At 69.2% G+C, this 15,802-nt stretch carries 14 protein-coding genes (1 of these 14 cut by a window edge); 10 read left to right on the top strand and 4 right to left on the bottom strand.

All coding sequences use genetic code 11. The annotated features are described in order from the left end of the window. On the bottom strand, nucleotides 1-449 hold the 5' end (the start) of the coding sequence (gene tyrS / locus Q9R17_RS09995) for a tyrosine--tRNA ligase (RefSeq protein ID WP_308158259.1). It extends 763 nt beyond the left edge of the window; only the first 449 of its 1,212 coding nucleotides appear in the window; its start codon is at nucleotides 447-449; the stop codon falls past the left edge of the window. Nucleotides 450-618: 169 nt separating this feature from the next. Between tyrS and Q9R17_RS09990 the strand changes: the two genes are divergently transcribed. Then, nucleotides 619-2,091 carry a peptidoglycan DD-metalloendopeptidase family protein gene (locus Q9R17_RS09990; protein WP_308158258.1) on the top strand — a complete coding sequence of 491 codons (1,473 nt, stop codon included), beginning with the start codon at nucleotides 619-621 and terminating at the stop codon, nucleotides 2,089-2,091. Between the two features lie 64 nt (nucleotides 2,092-2,155). Continuing rightward, complete coding sequence (locus tag Q9R17_RS09985; protein ID WP_308158257.1) at nucleotides 2,156-3,277, top strand: anhydro-N-acetylmuramic acid kinase; 1,122 nt, start codon at nucleotides 2,156-2,158, stop codon at nucleotides 3,275-3,277. A 148-nt stretch (nucleotides 3,278-3,425) separates the two neighbouring features. Here the strand turns inward: Q9R17_RS09985 and Q9R17_RS09980 are convergent, their stop codons facing one another. The 3 genes from Q9R17_RS09980 to Q9R17_RS09970 all read right to left on the bottom strand — a co-directional run bounded on the left by Q9R17_RS09980 (nucleotide 3,426) and on the right by Q9R17_RS09970 (nucleotide 5,832). Then, nucleotides 3,426-3,656, bottom strand: coding sequence for a hypothetical protein (locus tag Q9R17_RS09980; RefSeq protein WP_308158256.1), 231 nt, complete (start codon nucleotides 3,654-3,656; stop codon nucleotides 3,426-3,428). A gap of 77 nt (nucleotides 3,657-3,733) precedes the next feature. Further along, complete coding sequence (locus tag Q9R17_RS09975; RefSeq protein ID WP_308158255.1) at nucleotides 3,734-5,035, bottom strand: MFS transporter; 1,302 nt, start codon at nucleotides 5,033-5,035, stop codon at nucleotides 3,734-3,736. After that, on the bottom strand, nucleotides 5,032-5,832 hold the full coding sequence (locus Q9R17_RS09970) for an exodeoxyribonuclease III (protein WP_308158254.1): 801 nt from the start codon (nucleotides 5,830-5,832) through the stop codon (nucleotides 5,032-5,034). The genes Q9R17_RS09975 and Q9R17_RS09970 overlap by 4 nt, the downstream gene beginning before the upstream one ends. A 175-nt stretch (nucleotides 5,833-6,007) precedes the next feature. Here Q9R17_RS09970 and pyrE point away from each other — a divergent pair, with 175 nt between their 5' ends. The 8 genes from pyrE (at nucleotide 6,008) to Q9R17_RS09930 (ending at nucleotide 15,498) form a co-directional block, all read left to right on the top strand. Next, a complete protein-coding gene (gene pyrE / locus Q9R17_RS09965) occupies nucleotides 6,008-6,667 on the top strand; it encodes an orotate phosphoribosyltransferase (RefSeq protein WP_308158253.1) in 660 nt (219 codons plus the stop codon). Nucleotides 6,668-6,687: 20 nt separating this feature from the next. Further along, nucleotides 6,688-7,332 carry a hypothetical protein gene (locus tag Q9R17_RS09960; RefSeq protein ID WP_308158252.1) on the top strand — a complete coding sequence of 215 codons (645 nt, stop codon included), beginning with the start codon at nucleotides 6,688-6,690 and terminating at the stop codon, nucleotides 7,330-7,332. Nucleotides 7,333-7,601: 269 nt separating this feature from the next. Next, nucleotides 7,602-7,694, top strand: coding sequence for a potassium-transporting ATPase subunit F (locus tag Q9R17_RS09955; RefSeq protein WP_308158251.1), 93 nt, complete (start codon nucleotides 7,602-7,604; stop codon nucleotides 7,692-7,694). A 12-nt stretch (nucleotides 7,695-7,706) separates the two neighbouring features. Beyond that, entirely contained in the window at nucleotides 7,707-9,416 is a 1,710-nt protein-coding gene (kdpA, locus tag Q9R17_RS09950) for a potassium-transporting ATPase subunit KdpA (RefSeq protein WP_308158250.1), read from the top strand. Nucleotides 9,417-9,426: 10 nt separating this feature from the next. Then, a complete protein-coding gene (gene kdpB, locus Q9R17_RS09945; RefSeq protein ID WP_308158249.1) occupies nucleotides 9,427-11,466 on the top strand; it encodes a potassium-transporting ATPase subunit KdpB in 2,040 nt (679 codons plus the stop codon). Continuing rightward, the gene (kdpC, locus tag Q9R17_RS09940; RefSeq protein ID WP_308158248.1) at nucleotides 11,463-12,107 is read left to right on the top strand and encodes a potassium-transporting ATPase subunit KdpC; all 645 of its coding nucleotides are present in this window, start codon (nucleotides 11,463-11,465) and stop codon (nucleotides 12,105-12,107) included. The genes kdpB and kdpC overlap by 4 nt, the downstream gene beginning before the upstream one ends. A 36-nt stretch (nucleotides 12,108-12,143) precedes the next feature. Next, nucleotides 12,144-14,804: a sensor histidine kinase KdpD gene (locus Q9R17_RS09935; protein ID WP_308158247.1), complete on the top strand. Its 2,661-nt coding sequence runs from the start codon at nucleotides 12,144-12,146 to the stop codon at nucleotides 14,802-14,804. Further along, a complete protein-coding gene (locus tag Q9R17_RS09930) occupies nucleotides 14,785-15,498 on the top strand; it encodes a response regulator transcription factor (protein ID WP_308158246.1) in 714 nt (237 codons plus the stop codon). The genes Q9R17_RS09935 and Q9R17_RS09930 overlap by 20 nt, the downstream gene beginning before the upstream one ends. Nucleotides 15,499-15,802: the final 304 nt, after the last annotated feature.

The following is a 15,802-nucleotide window of genomic DNA, read 5'->3' as shown; positions in this document are numbered from 1 at the left end:
TCGCGCTCGAGCATGCGCGCCACGGTGTGCTGGCCGGCCAGGCGGATCATGTCGGCCGCGCTCATCTTGCCGAACCACTCCGAATTGAAGCGGACTTCGGTGCGGCTGCGATCGAGCACCTTGAACACCTGCTCCTCGTAGGTGCGGGCGTTGGCCAGCACGTCCTCGCGGCTGAGCGGCTTGCGGGTCAGGCTCTTGCCAGTCGGGTCGCCGATCATGCCGGTGAAGTCGCCGATCAGGAAGATGACCTGGTGGCCCAGGTCCTGGAACTGGCGCATCTTGTTCAGCAGCACCGTATGGCCCAGGTGCAGGTCCGGCGCGGTGGGATCGAAGCCAGCCTTGATGCGCAGCGGCTTTCCGCTCTCCAGGCGGGCGCGCAGATCCTCCTGCTTGAGGATCTCGTCGGCACCGCGGCCGATCAGGGCAAGGGCTTCTTCAATCGAGGACACGTGACTACTCCCGGCTACAGCCGATTCTTTGTGTGGGGTGTTAAAGCCAAGTTAACCCGAACGGCTTCACAAAAGCCAATGGGCACAAGGGTTTGACGCGCTTTTGATAGCTCTCTATGGTAACCGGCGTTTGGGCCCGCGCTCCCGGGCCAGCCAGGATTCCCTACTGATGCTCAATTCCGAACACGGCCGCGCACGCAAGCAGCGCTTCCAGGAAAGACTCCACGTCCTGCACGACAACGCCCTGCATCGGAAGCTCAGGCAACACCTTCCCGCCGCCTTCAATGAGCGCTGGACCCGGCGCCACTGGATGCACGCCAGCCTGTTCGCCACCATCGGCGCGCTGGTGGCGACCATCGTCCCGGGCTTCTCGCACACCATCGATGCGCCCTACGCGGACACCCACACCAGCATGGCCCTGCCCTTGCCGCCGCTGTCGCTGGCCCGCCAGCAGCAGACCCCGGGCGACAGCTGGCAGGTGCTGCGGGTGCAGAGCGGGCAGAGCCTGAGCAACCTGTTCGACGAGGCCGGCATTCCGGCCACCACCATGCACCGGGTGCTGGACCACCCCGGCGCGCGCGAGGCGCTGACCCGGCTGCGGCCCGGCGCTGAGATCGCCTTCGACCTGCCGCTGTCGGGCGAGCTGCGCAGCATCCGCTTCGACCGCGACGACAACAACCGGGTGGAACTGAGCCTGGCCGGCGATGACATCAAGGAGAAGGTGACCCAGCGCGAGACCTCCACCCGCACGGTGGTGACCAGCGGGGAAATCACCAGTTCGCTGTATGCCGCCGCCCGCAAGGCGGGGCTGTCCCCATCGGCCATCGCCACGATGACCGATGACATCTTCAAGTACGACATCGACTTCTCCAAGGACCTGCAGCCGGGCGACCGTTTCAGCGTGGTGCTGGACGAAACCTGGCGCGAAGGCCAGAAGGTGGACACCAGCAAGATCCTGGCGGCGACCTTCACCACCGGTGGCAAGACCTATTCCGGCTTCCGCTTCGAGCGTGGCGGCAAGTCGGAGTACTACGACATCAACGGGCGTTCGCTGAAGAAGAGCTTCATCCGCATGCCGATCCCGTTCGCGCGGCTGAGCTCGACCTTCGGTGCGCGCAAGCATCCGGTGCTGGGCAAGATGCGCATGCACAAGGGCGTGGACTACGCCGCCCGCACCGGTACCCCGATCATGGCGGCCGGCGATGCCCGCGTGCAGTTCGTGGGCGTGCAGCGCGGCTACGGCAACGTGGTGATCCTGGACCATGGCCGCGGCCACACCACCCTGTACGGGCACATGTCCCGCTTTGCCGGCATCAAGAACGGCCAGCGCGTGGCGCAGGGCACGGTGATCGGCTACGTGGGTTCCACCGGCCTGGCCACCGGCCCGCACCTGCACTACGAATTCCGCGTCAACGGCGAACACCGCAACCCGCTGACGGTGACCATGCCGCCGCCGGAACCGCTCAAGGGCGCCGAACTGGCGGCCTTCCGTGCGCAGTCGGCGCCGGCCATGGCGCGCATCCAGGGCATGGAGAAGCTGATCTACGCCGAGGCCAGCCCGCCGCCGACCAGCCGCGACGCGGCAGCCACCGAGGTGGCCAGCACCAAGGACAAGCCGTCGGCCGCCCGCAAGCGCGGCTGAGGGGTGCGTTGACGAAGAAGGACGCGGCAGCCCAAGCTTGCCGCGTCCTTTTTTTGTGCCCGCCATGACCGTCGACCCGACCGCTCCCCTCTTCCTTGGCCTGATGTCCGGCACCAGTGCCGACGGCATCGATGCGGCGCTGGTGCAGTTCCCCCAGGCCGGTGGCTGCCGGTTCGTGCAGGGCCTGACCCACGGTTGGGCCCCGGCCCTGCGGGCACGCCTGGTCGCGCTGGGGGAAGGCGGGCCGCTGCAGTCGCTGGAGGAACTGGGCGAGCTGGATGCACGGATCGCGATCGCCTTCGCCGACGCGGCCAACCGCCTGCTGGACGCTGCCGGCGTGGACCGGGCACAGGTAACGGCCATCGGCTCGCATGGGCAGACCGTGCGCCATCGGCCGCTGGCCGACCCGGCCTTCACTGTGCAGCTGGGCGATGGCAACCGCATTGCCGAACTGACCGGCATCACCACGGTGGCCGATTTCCGCCGTCGTGACGTGGCCGCCGGCGGCCAGGGCGCACCGCTGATGCCGGCCTTCCACCTGGCCATGCTCGGCGCGGCCGGCGAGGACCGGGCGGTGCTGAACCTGGGTGGCATCGGCAACCTGACCCTGATTCCCCGCCAGGGCACGGTGCGCGGCTTTGACACGGGCCCGGCCAATGCGCTGATGGATGCCTGGTGCCAGCGCCACACCGGCCAGGGCTTCGATGCCGGTGGCGCGTTCGCGGCCAGCGGTGCGGTGGATGCGGCCCTGCTGGCCAGCTGGCGCGCGGACCCGTGGTTCGACCTGCCGCCGCCCAAGAGCACCGGCCGCGAGCAGTTCCACCTGGCCTGGGCCGAGGCACGCATGGGCGAGGGCGAGTATGCCGCCGCCGACGTGCAGGCCACCCTGCTGGAGCTGACTGCCGCCACCGTGGCCGACGCCCTGCTGGCACAGCAGCCGGACACCCGGCGCCTGCTGGTGTGCGGCGGCGGTGTGCACAACCCACGCCTGATGCAGCGGCTGGCAGCACGCCTGCCGGAGGTGGTGGTCGAGCCCAGCACCGTCCACGGGCTGGACCCGGACTACGTGGAAGCGATGGGGTTTGCGTGGCTGGCCAGCCGCACGCTGGCGGGGCTGGCGGGCAACCTGCCGGGCGTGACCGGGGCCCAGGGACCGCGGATTCTCGGGGCGATCCACCCGGCGTGAGGGCGCGTATGTGCGCCCGGTGATGGAGTGTTGGAGGGTTCATCCACGCATGGCGTGGATCTACGGGGCCAGGTGCGCCCGATGATGGGGTGTCGGAGGGGCATCCACGCATGGCGTGGATCTACGGGGGCCGGCCATGCCCGGTGATTCAGTCGAAGCCCTGGCCTGCGGGCAGGGCCTGCAGGGCGGCGATGGCATCGGACAGGGCATCCACTTCCGGGTCACCGAAGCCGGAGCGCACTTCCAGTTCGCTGGAAAACAGGCCCTGTTCCAGCAGGGCCACGCAGGTCTGTTCGTAGGTCCAGCCGCGTGCCACCGCCACCCGTCGGATGCGGTCCAGCAGCAGCGGGTCCAGATCCCGCAGCGTCAGTTCGGCCATGCTCACTCCCCGTTCGCAAGGCACCGCCCCCTCGGCGCGTCGGGGGCGATCATCCCGCAGTCGGGGCGGGCAGGCAATCAGGGCCCGGGACGGCTGCGATCGCCGATGCGCGGCCACAGCCACGCCAGCAGCAACAGGGTCGGCACCACGGTGACGGCACTGAGGATGAAGAAGGTGCTGTAGGAGGTCGCCTCGACGATGTAGCCGGAGACACCGCCGACGAACTTGCCCGGCAGGTTGGCCAGCGACACCAGCAGCGCGTACTGGGTGGCGGTGAAGTTGCGGTCGGTCAGCGACGACATGAAGGCCACCAGCACGGTGCCGGCAAAGCCCTGGAACAGGTTGTCCGCGCTGAGCGCGGCATAGAACGCCCACAGCTGGCCCGGGTTGTGGGCCATCAGCAGGAAGGCCAGGTTGGACAGCGCCACGCCCAGGGCCGCCAGCAGCAGCATGCGGCGGAAGCCGAAGGCGGCCACGGCCATGCCACCGATGAACGCGCCGCCGATCCCCATCCAGACACCGAACAGCTTGGACACCGTGGCGATGTCGGCCTTGTCGAAGCCCGAATCGAGGTAGAACGGACCGGCCATCACGCCGATGACCTGGTCAGGGAACTTGAACAGCCCGACGAAGGCCAGCAGGGCCAAGGCCAGCAGTACGCCGTTGTGGCGGAAGAAGCTGGTGATCGGCTGCAGGAATGCACCGGCCACATCGATGCGACGCTGCACGGCATTGGCCGGCTGCTGCGGTTCGCGGCAGCACAGGGTGGCGATGATCGGCAGCAGCATCAGGGCGGACATGGCCAGGTAGGCCACCTGCCAGCTCTCGAACTGGGCCAGGTACAGCGCGCCGGCACCGGCCAGGATCAGGCCGATGCGGTAGCCCAGCGTGTAGGTTGCCGCCAGGGCGGCCTGTGCGGTTTCCGGGGCGATCTCGATGCGGTAGGCGTCCACCGCCGAGTCCTGGGTGGCACCGGCGAAGGAGGCGATCAGCACCCAGGCCACCAGCGGCCACACGCCCTGTTCGGGGCGTACGAACGCCAGCGCGACCAGGCCGACCATCACCAGCACCTGCGACACCAGCAGCCAGGAGCGGCGGCGGCCGAGGAAGCCCAGCAGCGGGAACGCATAGCGGTCCAGCAGCGGGGCCCAGACGAACTTGAGCAGGTAGAAGAAGCTGGCCAGGCTGATCAGGCCGATGCTGCCCAGGTCCAGGCCGACATCACGCAGGCGGGTGGACAGGGTCTGCGAGGCGATCAGCAGGAACGGCAGGCCGCTGCCGAAGCCGAGCAGGGCCATGGTCAGGGCCGCGGGCGTGCCAAAGGCACGCTTGATCCCGGCCCAGCCCTTGTAGCCGGCCGGCGCAGCGGCCTCGCTCACAGGTCGTAGTCCACGGTGAACGGGGCGTGGTCGGAGAAGCGCTCGTCGCGGTAGATCGCGCAGCTGCGCAGGCGGTCACGCAGGCCGGGGGTGACGAACTGGTAGTCGATGCGCCAGCCCACGTTGTTGGCACGTGCCGCGCCGCGGTTGCTCCACCAGGTGTAGTCCTCGCCGGTGGGATGCAGCAGCCGGTAGGCATCGGACCAGCCGCGGCCGGCCCCGGCATCGGTGGCCTGGCCGTGGTCGGCACACAGCGCATTGAGCCAGTCGCGCTCCTCGGGCAGGCAGCCGGAGTTCTTCTGGTTGGACTTCCAGTTCTTGATGTCCAGCGCCGAACGGACGATGTTCCAGTCACCGCACAGCACATAGTCGCGGCCACTGCGTGCCCACTCCTCCAGGATCGGCCGCAGCCATTCCATCACTTCGAACTTGAAGCCCTGGCGCAGGTCGCCCGAGCTGCCGGACGGGATATAGAAGGAGACCACGCTGAGGTTGCCATAGCGGGCCTCGATGTAGCGGCCTTCGTCATCGAACGGGGCCCAGCCCAGCGAGGTGATGACCTGGTCCGGCTCACGCTTGCTGTAGATGGCCACGCCGCTGTAGCCCTTCTTGGTGATGGCATCGCGGTAGAAGCAGTGGTGGCCGTCCGGGCGGAACATCGGGTCGGTCAGCTGGTCTTCCTGGGCCTTGGTCTCCTGGATGCACAGGACGTCGGCGTCCTGGGCACGGAACCAGTCGAGGAAGCCCTTGGTCGCGGCGGAGCGGATGCCATTGGCGTTGAAACTGATGATGCGCATGCGGGGGACCTGCAGCAGGAAACCGGGCAAGCATACCGGTTGGCCGGGGCCATCGGGCAGCACCGGCACGGGCGTGGCCGATGCCCGTTTTCCGTCCCCGCAAGGCCGGAAACGGGCGTATCGGGGCCCATTGCATTAGGATTTGCACTCCAGAATGAATATGAATCGAAAGTTGATGAGCGACCACCGCCACCGTTTCCTGCAGCTGGCCCTGACCGCCGACGCCCTGCGCTTCGGCCAGTTCACCCTCAAGTCCGGCCGCCTGAGCCCCTATTTCTTCAATGCCGGCCGCTTCGACTCCGGCTCGCTGCTGTCCCAGCTGGGCGCCTGCTATGCCGACGCCATCGATGCCAGCGGGATCAAGTACGACGTGGTGTTCGGCCCGGCCTACAAGGGCATTCCGCTGGCCACCGCCATGGCCTGCGAGCTGGCCCAGCGCGGCCGTGACCTGCCGCTGTCGTTCAACCGCAAGGAAGTGAAGGACCACGGCGAAGGCGGCCAGCTGATCGGCGCCGACCTGACCGGCAAGCGCGTACTGATCGTGGATGACGTGATCACCGCGGGTACGGCCATCCGTGAAGCCCTGGCGATCATCCGCGCCGCCGGTGGCACCCCGGCCGGCATCGTGGTGGCACTGGACCGGCAGGAAATCGCCTCGGAAACCGACCGCCGCTCGGCCGCCCAGGCCGTGGCCGAAGAAGCCGGCATTCCGGTGATCGCCGTGGCGACCCTGGCCGATCTGCTTGATTTCGCCTCTGGAAACCCGGAACTTGTCGGCTACCGGCAGCCGCTGGAAGCCTATCGCGCCCAGTACGGTACCCGGCCCACGCGCTGACCCAGGGGAAGGCCCGCCCGATGTCCCGAGTTCCCGCCATTGCCCTGCTGCTGGTGCTGCTGCCGTCGCTGGCCTGTGCGCAGCCCAGCAAGGAAGAAAAGCAGAAGAAGCTGTATTGCTGGAACGAGGGCACCGAGCGTATCTGCAGCGATGCACTGCCGGCCGATGCGGTCAACCACGCCCGCGACGAGTTCAGCGTGAACAGCGGCCTGCGCAACGCGCAGGTGCAGCGCGCGCTCAGTGATGACGAGCGCGCCGCTGCCGGCGCGGCAGCGGCACAGGTGCGGCTGGACCAGATGGCCGAACAGACCCGCCAGCGCACCGAGCAGGCCATGCTGGCGACCTATGCCAGCGAGGATGACCTGCGCCGGGTGTTCAGCGAGCGCAAGGACGTGATCGACAACAACCTGCGCACGGCCGCCTACAACGTGGCCAGCCTGCGCAGCGCGCTGGTGGCCCTGCTGGGCGCGGCCGGCGACCGTGAACTGTCCGGCGGCAAGGTACCGGACAAGGACGCCGAGGCGATCCGCCAGCGGCACGCCCAGCTGCAGGCCCAGCAACGCCTGCAGCTGAGCTTCGAGCAGCAGCGGCAGGCACTGGACGGCGAGATCGAAGCCACCCTGCAGCGCTACCGTGAACTGAAGAGCGCCCTGCCGGCCGGCTGATGCCCGGCGGGCCGTTACGCTTCAGGCCACCGAATTTATGCACTTTTTACGCGCCGGCCCTGTCCGGCGCGTAGTGCGTTTATGGGCACCGGCAGGAGGATGGCGCCCTGAGGTGGAGGGGTTCCACCAGGATGCATCAACCATGTTCGGCCCTGTCTTCCGCACCTCCCCTGCCCCCCGGCGGGCGGCGGTCGTGTCCGTTCCGGCCCCCCTGTGCGCCGCCCGTTCCCCCCGGCCGTTCACGGCCCACCGCCAGGGAGGATGCTGATATGCCTGCCTGGCTGTCGTTGGTCTGCGGGGTGCTGGTGCTCGTCGCTGCCGCCTACCTGCTGTACGTGGTACTGCGACCGGATGCGTTCTGAGCGGAGCCTGCCATGACTGAAATCCTCATTCTCCTGGCCGCCAGCGTCCTGCTGGCCTGGCCGCTGGGCCTGTACCTGGCCCGCATCATGCGTGGTACGCCGATGAAGATCGACGTGCTGTTCCACTGGATCGAGCGGCCGCTCTACCGCCTGTTCGGCGTGGATCCCGCGCGCTCGATGAACTGGCGTGGTTACGTGCTGGCCTTCGTGCTGAGCAACGTGGTGATCGCGGTGCTGGTGCAGACCGTGTTCATGACCCAGGCGTGGTTGCCGCTGAACCCGGACCAGATCCCGAACATGCGCTGGGATACGGCGCTGCACACGATGATCTCGTTCCTGACCAACACCAACCAGCAGCACTATTCCGGCCAGGCGCAGCTGTCCTATCTGTCGCAGATGACGGCCATCACCGGCCTGATGGTGGTGACGCCGATGATGGGCCTGGCGATGGCCGTGGCCACGCTGCGCGCTCTGTTCTCGCGCGCACCGAAGCAGGCGGCCGACAGTGACCTGCCCGGTGACCGTCAGATCGCGGTGGGCAACTACTACGTGGACGTGATGCGCCTGTGCATGCGCTTCCTGCTGCCGCTGTGCCTGGTGTGGACGCTGGCCCTGGCCAGCCAGGGCGTGCCGGCCACGCTGGCCGGTGGCCCGCAGGCCACGCCGATCGACGCCAGTGCCGGCATGGCGCAGCAGAAGCTGCCGCTGGGCCCGGTGGCGGCCATGGTCGCGGCCAAGCAGCTCGGCGCCAACGGCGGCGGCTGGTACGGCCCCAACAGCGCGTTCCCGCTGGAAAACCCGACCCCGCTGTCCAATGCGCTGGAGCTGATCGGCATCCTGCTGATCCCGATCGCCTCGGTGTTCATGATCGGCTCGCTGACCGGACGCCGCCGCTTCGGGGTGCTGGTGTTCGCCTGCATGCTCGGCATGTCGGTGCTGTCCACCACGGCGATGGTCTGGAGCGAGGGCCACAGTGCCACCGCCGCCAGTGCGCTGGTGATGGAAGGCAAGGAAGTGCGCTTCGGCGCCGATGGCAGTGCGCTGTGGGCCGCGGTGACCACCCAGGTGCAGAACGGCTCGGTCAATGCCATGCATGACTCGCTGGCGCCGCTGACCGGTGGCATGGCCCTGGTCAACATGCTGGTCAGCGCGATCTGGGGCGGCATCGGCTGCGGCCTGCAGCAGTTCATCGTCTACCTGCTGCTGGGCGTGTTCCTGGCCGGGCTGATGACCGGCCGCACGCCGGAACTGTTCGGCCGCAAGCTGGAAACACCGCAGGTGCGCCTGCTGGCACTGCTGATCCTGCTGCAGCCGATCACCCTGCTGGTGTTCACCGCCATCGCCCTGGCCGTGCCGGGCCTGTCCGGTACGTCCAATCCCGGCTTCCATGGCATCAGCCAGGTGTTCTACGAGTACACCTCCGCGTTCGCCAACAACGGATCGGGCTTTGAAGGCCTGGGCGATGCGACGCCGTGGTGGAACCTGAGCTGTTCGCTGGTGCTGCTGCTGGGCCGCTTCCCGCTGCTGGTGATCCCGCTGGTGGTGGCCGCGCAGCTGACCGCCAAGCGCCAGGCCCCGGAATCGGCCGGCAGCCTGCAGATCGAAACCCCGACCTTCGCCCTGACCCTGGTCTCGGTGATCGTCATCCTGACCGTGCTGCAGTTCATGCCAGCGCTGGTGCTCGGCCCGGTGGCCGACCACCTGAGCCTGGGACTGCACTGAGGATCGACCCATGACCCGCTCAACTGTTGTTTCCCGCCCTGCCCTGCTTGATGGTGCCGGCCTGCGCCGTGCCCTGGTGGAGGCGGTGCTCAAGCTCTCGCCGATGCACCTGGTGCACAGCCCGGTGATGGCCGTGGTGATGGCCGGCACGCTGGTCTCGCTGCTGGTCACCCTGACCGGCAACGCGCCGCTGGGCTTCGGCCTGGCGGTGACTGCGATCCTGCTGGTGACGGTGCTGTTCGGCAACTTCGCCGAAGCCGTGGCCGAGGCCCGTGGCCGCGGCCAGGCGGCATCGCTGCGCCGTGCCCGCCAGGACCTGACCGCCCGCCGCCTGGCCGCACCGCAGGCCGGTGCCAGCGAAACCCACGTGCCGGCCGCCGAGCTGCGCCCGGGCGACCATGTGATCGTCAGCGCCGGCGATCTGATCCCGGCCGATGGCGAGATCGTGCACGGCCTGGCCACCATCAACGAAGCGGCGGTGACCGGTGAATCGGCGCCGGTGCTGCGTGAGGCCGGCACCGACCGCTCCGGCGTGATCGGCGGCACCAAGGTGCTGTCCGACGAGATCATCGTGCGGGTGACCGCCGAACCGGGCCACAGCTTCCTGGACCGCATGATCGCGCTGGTTGAAGGCGCCAACCGGCAGAAGACGCCCAACGAAGTGGCGCTGACCCTGCTGCTGGCGGCGATGACGCTGACCTTCCTGGTGGTGGTGGCCACGCTGCCGGCCATCGGTGCGGCGGTCGGCGTGAAGGTCGACCCGCTGCTGCTGATCGCCCTGCTGGTGTGCCTGATCCCGACCACCATCGGTGGCCTGCTGCCGGCCATCGGCATCGCCGGCATGAACCGTGCACTGGCCGCCAACGTGCTGGCCAAGTCGGGCAAGGCGGTGGAAGTGGCCGGTGACGTGGACGTGCTGCTGCTGGACAAGACCGGCACCATCACCTACGGCGACCGCCAGGCCAGCCACTTCCACGCGCTGGCCGGCATCGATGCCGAACAGCTGCGCGAAGCGGCGCTGCTGTCCTCGCTGGCCGACCCGACCCCGGAAGGCAAGTCGATCGTGCGCCTGGCCCGCGAACAGGGCTGTGCCACCGCCGAGCCGGAAAAGGCCGACTACCTGGCCTTCACCGCACAGACCCGCATGTCCGGCGTGGACCTGCCGGGCGGCCAGCAGATCCGCAAGGGCGCGCAGGATGCGATCCGCGCCTACGTGCAGTCGCTGGGTGGCAGCGTGCCGGTGGAACTGGCCGGGCGCGTGGAGCAGGTGGCGCGTAATGGCGCTACCCCGCTGGTGGTGGCCGAAGGCCGCCACGTGCTGGGCGTGATCGAGCTGTCGGACGTGGTCAAGCACGGCATGCGCGAGAAGTTCGCCCAGCTGCGCGCCATGGGCATCCGTACGGTGATGATCACCGGCGACAACCCGCTGACCGCGGCAGCCATCGCTGCCGAAGCCGGCGTGGACGATTACATCGCCGAGGCCCGCCCGGAAGACAAGCTGGCGCGCATCCGTGCCGAGCAGGCCGGCGGCCGCCTGGTGGCGATGGTCGGCGACGGCACCAACGACGCACCGGCGCTGGCCCAGGCCGACATCGGCCTGGCGATGAACTCCGGCACGCAGGCGGCCAAGGAAGCCGGCAACATGGTCGACCTGGATTCGGACCCGGCCAAACTGCTGGCGGTGGTGGAAGTGGGCAAGCAGCAGCTGATCACCCGCGGCGCGCTGACCACCTTCTCGCTGGCCAACGATGTGTCCAAGTACTTCGCGATCCTGCCGGCGCTGTTCGCCGCGGCACTGCCGGCGATGGCCTCGTTGAACGTGATGCACCTGTCCAGCCCGCGCAACGCGGTGCTCGCGGCGCTGATCTTCAATGCCGTGGTGATTCCGGCGCTGATCCCGCTGGCGCTGCGCGGCGTGCGCTTCCGCCCGGCCACCGCGACGGCGCTGCTGCGCCGGAACATGCTGGTGTACGGCCTGGGTGGCGTACTGCTGCCGTTCGCGGCGATCAAGCTGATCGATCTCTTCCTTGTCCTGGTATTCGGCGCATGAACCGTCCCCTCTCCTCCTCTGCCACCCGCAGCGCGCGCGCCGAGGCGCCCGCTGCCCCGGTGCTCGATGGCGCCAGCTGGCGCCCGGCGATCGGCTTGGGCATCGCCAGCCTGCTGCTGACCGGCCTGGTCTATGCGGTGGCCGCCACCGGCATTGCCGGCACGGCCTTCCCCGACCAGGCCACGGGCAGCCTGCTGGTGGATGCCAACGGTCAGGTGCGTGGCTCGCGCCTGCTGTCACAACCGTTCCAGGCCGATGGCTACTTCCAGGCACGCCCATCGGCGGCCAAGTACGACCCGATGTCGGCCAGCGGTTCGAACCTGGCCCGGACCAACCCGGCGCTGATCGAGCAGGTGGCCAAGGCCACCGAAGCGGTTGCCGCGCGCGAAGGCATCCGCCCGGCCCAGGTGCCGGCCGACCTGGTCACCCAGTCCGGCGGTGGCCTGGACCCGGAACTGAGCCCGGCCGCGGCACAGGTGCAGGTGGCCCGCGTGGCACGCGCGCGCGGCCTGCCCGAAGCCCGTGTGCAGGCGCTGGTGCAGGCCAGCACGCAGGGCCCGCAGTGGGGCCTGCTCGGCCAGCCGCGGGTGAACGTGATGACCCTCAACCGCGCGCTCGACGCCACCGGCCCGGCCCCGTGATGCACGCTTGCCACGCCTGCGCGCACAATCGCCCCCATGAGTGACCTGCGTACACGCCAGGCCGATGCCCTGGTGGAAGGACTGCAACGCGAAGCCGGTGGCAAGCTCACCGTCTTCCTCGGTGCTGCCCCCGGGGTCGGCAAGACCTACACCATGCTCACCCGCGCCCAGGAACAGCTGCGGCGCGGCGTGGACCTGGTGGTCGGGCTGGTGGAGACCCACGGCCGCGCCGATACCCAGGCGCTGGTCGAGGGCCTGCCGCACCTGCCGCTCAAGCCGGTGGCCTACCACGGGCACACGCTGCAGGAGATGGATCTGGACGCCGTGCTCGCGCGGCGCCCGGCACTGGTGCTGGTGGACGAACTGGCCCACCGCAACGCCCCCGGCAGCCGCCACGAGCGGCGCTGGCAGGATGTGATGGAGCTGCTGGACGCCGGCATCGACGTCTGGACCACGATCAACATCCAGCACCTGGAAAGCCTCAACGACGTGGTGATGCGCATCACCGGCGTGCGCGTGAGCGAGACCGTGCCCGATGCGGTGTTCGACCGCCTGCACGACATCGTGCTGGTGGACCTGCCGCCACGCGAGCTGATCGCGCGGCTGCAGCAGGGCAAGGTCTATGTGCCCGAACAGGCCGCGCAGGCGCTGCAGCAGTTCTTCTCGCCGGCCAACCTGACCGCGCTGCGCGAGCTGGCGATGCAGGAGGCCGCCGACCGCGTCGACAACAGCCTGCGCGAAACCCGCGCGGCGCGCGGCGAGGCGGCGCTGCCGCTGAAACGGCGCGTGCTGGTGGCCATCGACGGCGGTGGCCAGAGCGAATACCTGGTGCGCGTGGCGCGGCGCATCGCCGAGCGCCGCGATGCGCCCTGGACCGTGGTGACCGTGCAGGGCCGGCGCCAGGACGAGGCCACCCGGCAGGAGATCGATGCGGCCTTCGCGCTGGCCCGCCGGCTGGGTGGCGAAGCCGAGCTGCTGCACGGCTCCAGCATCGCCGATGCCCTGCTCGACCACGCCGCGCACAACGGCGTGTCCACGCTGGTGCTGGGCCGCACCCGTGAACGCCCGCTGGCGCGGATGGTCAACCGCACGCTGACCCAGCAGCTGATCCAGCGCGGAGCGCATTACGAGATCACCATCATCAGCACCCCGCAGGCCCGTGCGCGCGCGCGCCGCGAGCGGTTGCTGGCACCGCTGCATGGGCAGGGCCCGGAAGCGCTGCAGGCCCTGGCCGCCACCGCGCTGGCCTGCCTGGTGGCATGGCTGGTGGACCGCTGGGTGGGCATGGCCGACCTGTCGATGGTGTTCATCACCGCGGTGGTACTGGTGGCTGCCCGGACCCGCGCCAGCATCGCCGTGCTGGCGGCGATCCTGTGCTTCCTGTCGTACAACTTCCTGTTCATCGCCCCACGCTTCACCTTCGCCATCGGCGCGCGGCAGGGCGTGATCACCGTGTTCCTGTTCCTGGCCGCCGCACTGGTGGCCGGCCGCCTGGCCTCGCGCCTGCGCATGCAGGTGGTGGCCCTGAGCGCGGCCAACCGCCATGCCCGCGCGCGCCAGCACCTGGGCCGGCATCTGGCCAGCGCGGCAGGCAACGGTGAGGTACTGCATGCCGGCCGCCTGGCGCTGGAACAGGCGCTGGACGCACCGGCGTGGCTGCGCATCGGCAATGAAACCCGCAGCGGTGGCCGTGCCCAGCCCGGCGATACCGACCTGGCCGCCGCCGACTGGGCACTGCGCCATGGCCAGCCCAGTGGCCGCTTCACCGACACCCTGGCCGGTGCCCGCTGGTGGTTCCTGCCGCTGCTCGATGGCGAGGACCGTGCGATCGGCGTGGCCGGCCTGTACCTGCCGGGTGCGCAGGCGCGGCTGCTGCCCGAACAACGCCAGCTGGCCGAGGCGATGGTCGATGACATCGCCCAGGCCGCACTGCGCACGCGACTGGTGGCGGAGCTGGAGCAGGCCCACGTCAGCAACGAGACCGAGCGGCTGCGCTCGGCGCTGCTGTCCTCGGTCTCGCACGATCTGCGCTCGCCACTGGCGGCGATGATCGGCTCGGCCGACAGCCTGGCCAGCTATGGCGAGGCCATGGACCTGGCCGACCGCCGTGCCCTGCTGGACACCATCCTGGTGGAAGGCGAACGACTGGACCGCTACATCCAGAACCTGCTGGACATGACCCGCCTGGGCCATGAAGGACTGAAGATCAACCGCGACTGGATCGGCGTGGACGAGCTGATCGGCTCGGCCGCCCGCCGGCTGCAGCGCTACCAGCCCAAGGTGCGGCTGGAACTGGACATCCCGGCCACGCTGGCACCGATCTGGGTCCACCCGGCGCTGGTCGAACAGGCGGTGTTCAACGTGATGGAGAACGCGGCCAAGTTCTCGCCCGCCGGTGAGGCAGTGGTGGTGCAGGCCCGCCAGTTCGACAACCAGCTGCGCATCGATGTGATCGACCGCGGGCCGGGCATCCCCGATGACGAGCGCGCGCGCATCTTCGACATGTTCTACAGCGTGGAACGCGGTGACCGTGGCCGCCATGGCACCGGGCTGGGCCTGACCATCTGCCAGGGCATGATCGGCGCGCACGGTGGCAGCGTGCAGGCGCTGTCCGGGCGCGACGGTCGCGGTACCCTGATCCGCATCACCCTGCCCCTGCTGACCCCGGCCGACCACGATGAGTCCAACAGCCCCTGACGCCAGCGCGCCGTGCGCGCGCGTGCTGGTGATCGACGATGAGACCCAGATCCGACGCTTCCTGGACATCAGCCTGCGTGCGCAGGGCTATGCCGTGCGCCAGGCTGCCACGGGCCAGGAGGGCCTGCAGCTGCTGGCCAGCGAGGACATGGACCTGGTGATCCTGGATATCGGCCTGCCCGACATGGAAGGCCACGAGGTGCTGGAACAGCTGCGCCAGTGGAGCCAGGTACCGGTGATCATGCTGACCGTGCGCGCTGGCGAAGGCGAGAAGGTGCGGGCGCTGGACAACGGCGCCAATGACTATGTGACCAAGCCGTTCGGCACGCAGGAACTGATGGCCCGCGTGCGGGCTCTGCTGCGCACGCGCAGCGTGCCGGTCGATGGCACCCCGCCGGTGTTCGACGATGGCCACCTGCACGTGGACCTGGTGCGCCGCGAAGTGACGCTGGACGGGCAGCCGGTGGCGCTGACCCGCAAGGAGTACGCGCTGCTGTCGCTGCTGCTGCGCAATGCCGGGCGGGTGGTGACCCAGCCGCAGATCCTGCAGGAAATCTGGGGGCCGACCCACCAGCACGACACGCACTACCTGCGCATCCTGGTGGGCAAGCTGCGGCACAAGCTGGGCGATTCGGCGCTGGATTCGCGCTACCTGTTCACCGAGCCCGGCGTGGGGCTGCGGTTCAAGGGGTAGGTCGGCGGCCCGATCCACGCATGGCGTGGATCTACAACGGCGGGCCGGTGCGGGCGTGCGGGGGATTCCATCCACGCATGGCGTGGATCTACAACGGCGGGCCGGTGCGGGCGTACGGGGGATTCCATCCACGCATGGCGTGGATCTACAACGGCGGGCCGGTGCGGGCGTGCGGGGATTCCATCCACGCATGGCGTGGATCTACAACGGCGGGCCGGTGCGGGCGTGCGGGGGATTCCATCCACGCATGGCGTGGATCTACAACGGCGGGCCGGTGCGGGCGTACGGGGATTCCATCCACGCA

This window comes from Stenotrophomonas sp. 24(2023), assembly GCF_030913365.1.
Classification (GTDB): domain Bacteria; phylum Pseudomonadota; class Gammaproteobacteria; order Xanthomonadales; family Xanthomonadaceae; genus Stenotrophomonas.
Note: the sequence above shows the minus strand (reverse complement) of the source record. Positions and strands in the feature narration are given on the sequence as shown.

Bases quoted from the DNA above. Each gene is read 5' to 3' on its own strand.
- Q9R17_RS09935 (WP_308158247.1), top strand. From the start codon at position 12,144: ATGAGTGACCTGCGTACACGCCAGGCCGATGCCCTGGTGGAAGGACTG.
- kdpB (WP_308158249.1), top strand. From the start codon at position 9,427: ATGACCCGCTCAACTGTTGTTTCCCGCCCTGCCCTGCTTGATGGTGCC.
- Q9R17_RS09985 (WP_308158257.1), top strand. From the start codon at position 2,156: ATGACCGTCGACCCGACCGCTCCCCTCTTCCTTGGCCTGATGTCCGGC.
- Q9R17_RS09930 (WP_308158246.1), top strand. From the start codon at position 14,785: ATGAGTCCAACAGCCCCTGACGCCAGCGCGCCGTGCGCGCGCGTGCTG.
- Q9R17_RS09970 (WP_308158254.1), bottom strand. From the start codon at position 5,832: ATGCGCATCATCAGTTTCAACGCCAATGGCATCCGCTCCGCCGCGACC.
- Q9R17_RS09980 (WP_308158256.1), bottom strand. From the start codon at position 3,656: ATGGCCGAACTGACGCTGCGGGATCTGGACCCGCTGCTGCTGGACCGC.
- pyrE (WP_308158253.1), top strand. From the start codon at position 6,008: ATGAGCGACCACCGCCACCGTTTCCTGCAGCTGGCCCTGACCGCCGAC.
- Q9R17_RS09990 (WP_308158258.1), top strand. From the start codon at position 619: ATGCTCAATTCCGAACACGGCCGCGCACGCAAGCAGCGCTTCCAGGAA.
- kdpC (WP_308158248.1), top strand. From the start codon at position 11,463: ATGAACCGTCCCCTCTCCTCCTCTGCCACCCGCAGCGCGCGCGCCGAG.
- Q9R17_RS09955 (WP_308158251.1), top strand. From the start codon at position 7,602: ATGCCTGCCTGGCTGTCGTTGGTCTGCGGGGTGCTGGTGCTCGTCGCT.
- kdpA (WP_308158250.1), top strand. From the start codon at position 7,707: ATGACTGAAATCCTCATTCTCCTGGCCGCCAGCGTCCTGCTGGCCTGG.
- Q9R17_RS09960 (WP_308158252.1), top strand. From the start codon at position 6,688: ATGTCCCGAGTTCCCGCCATTGCCCTGCTGCTGGTGCTGCTGCCGTCG.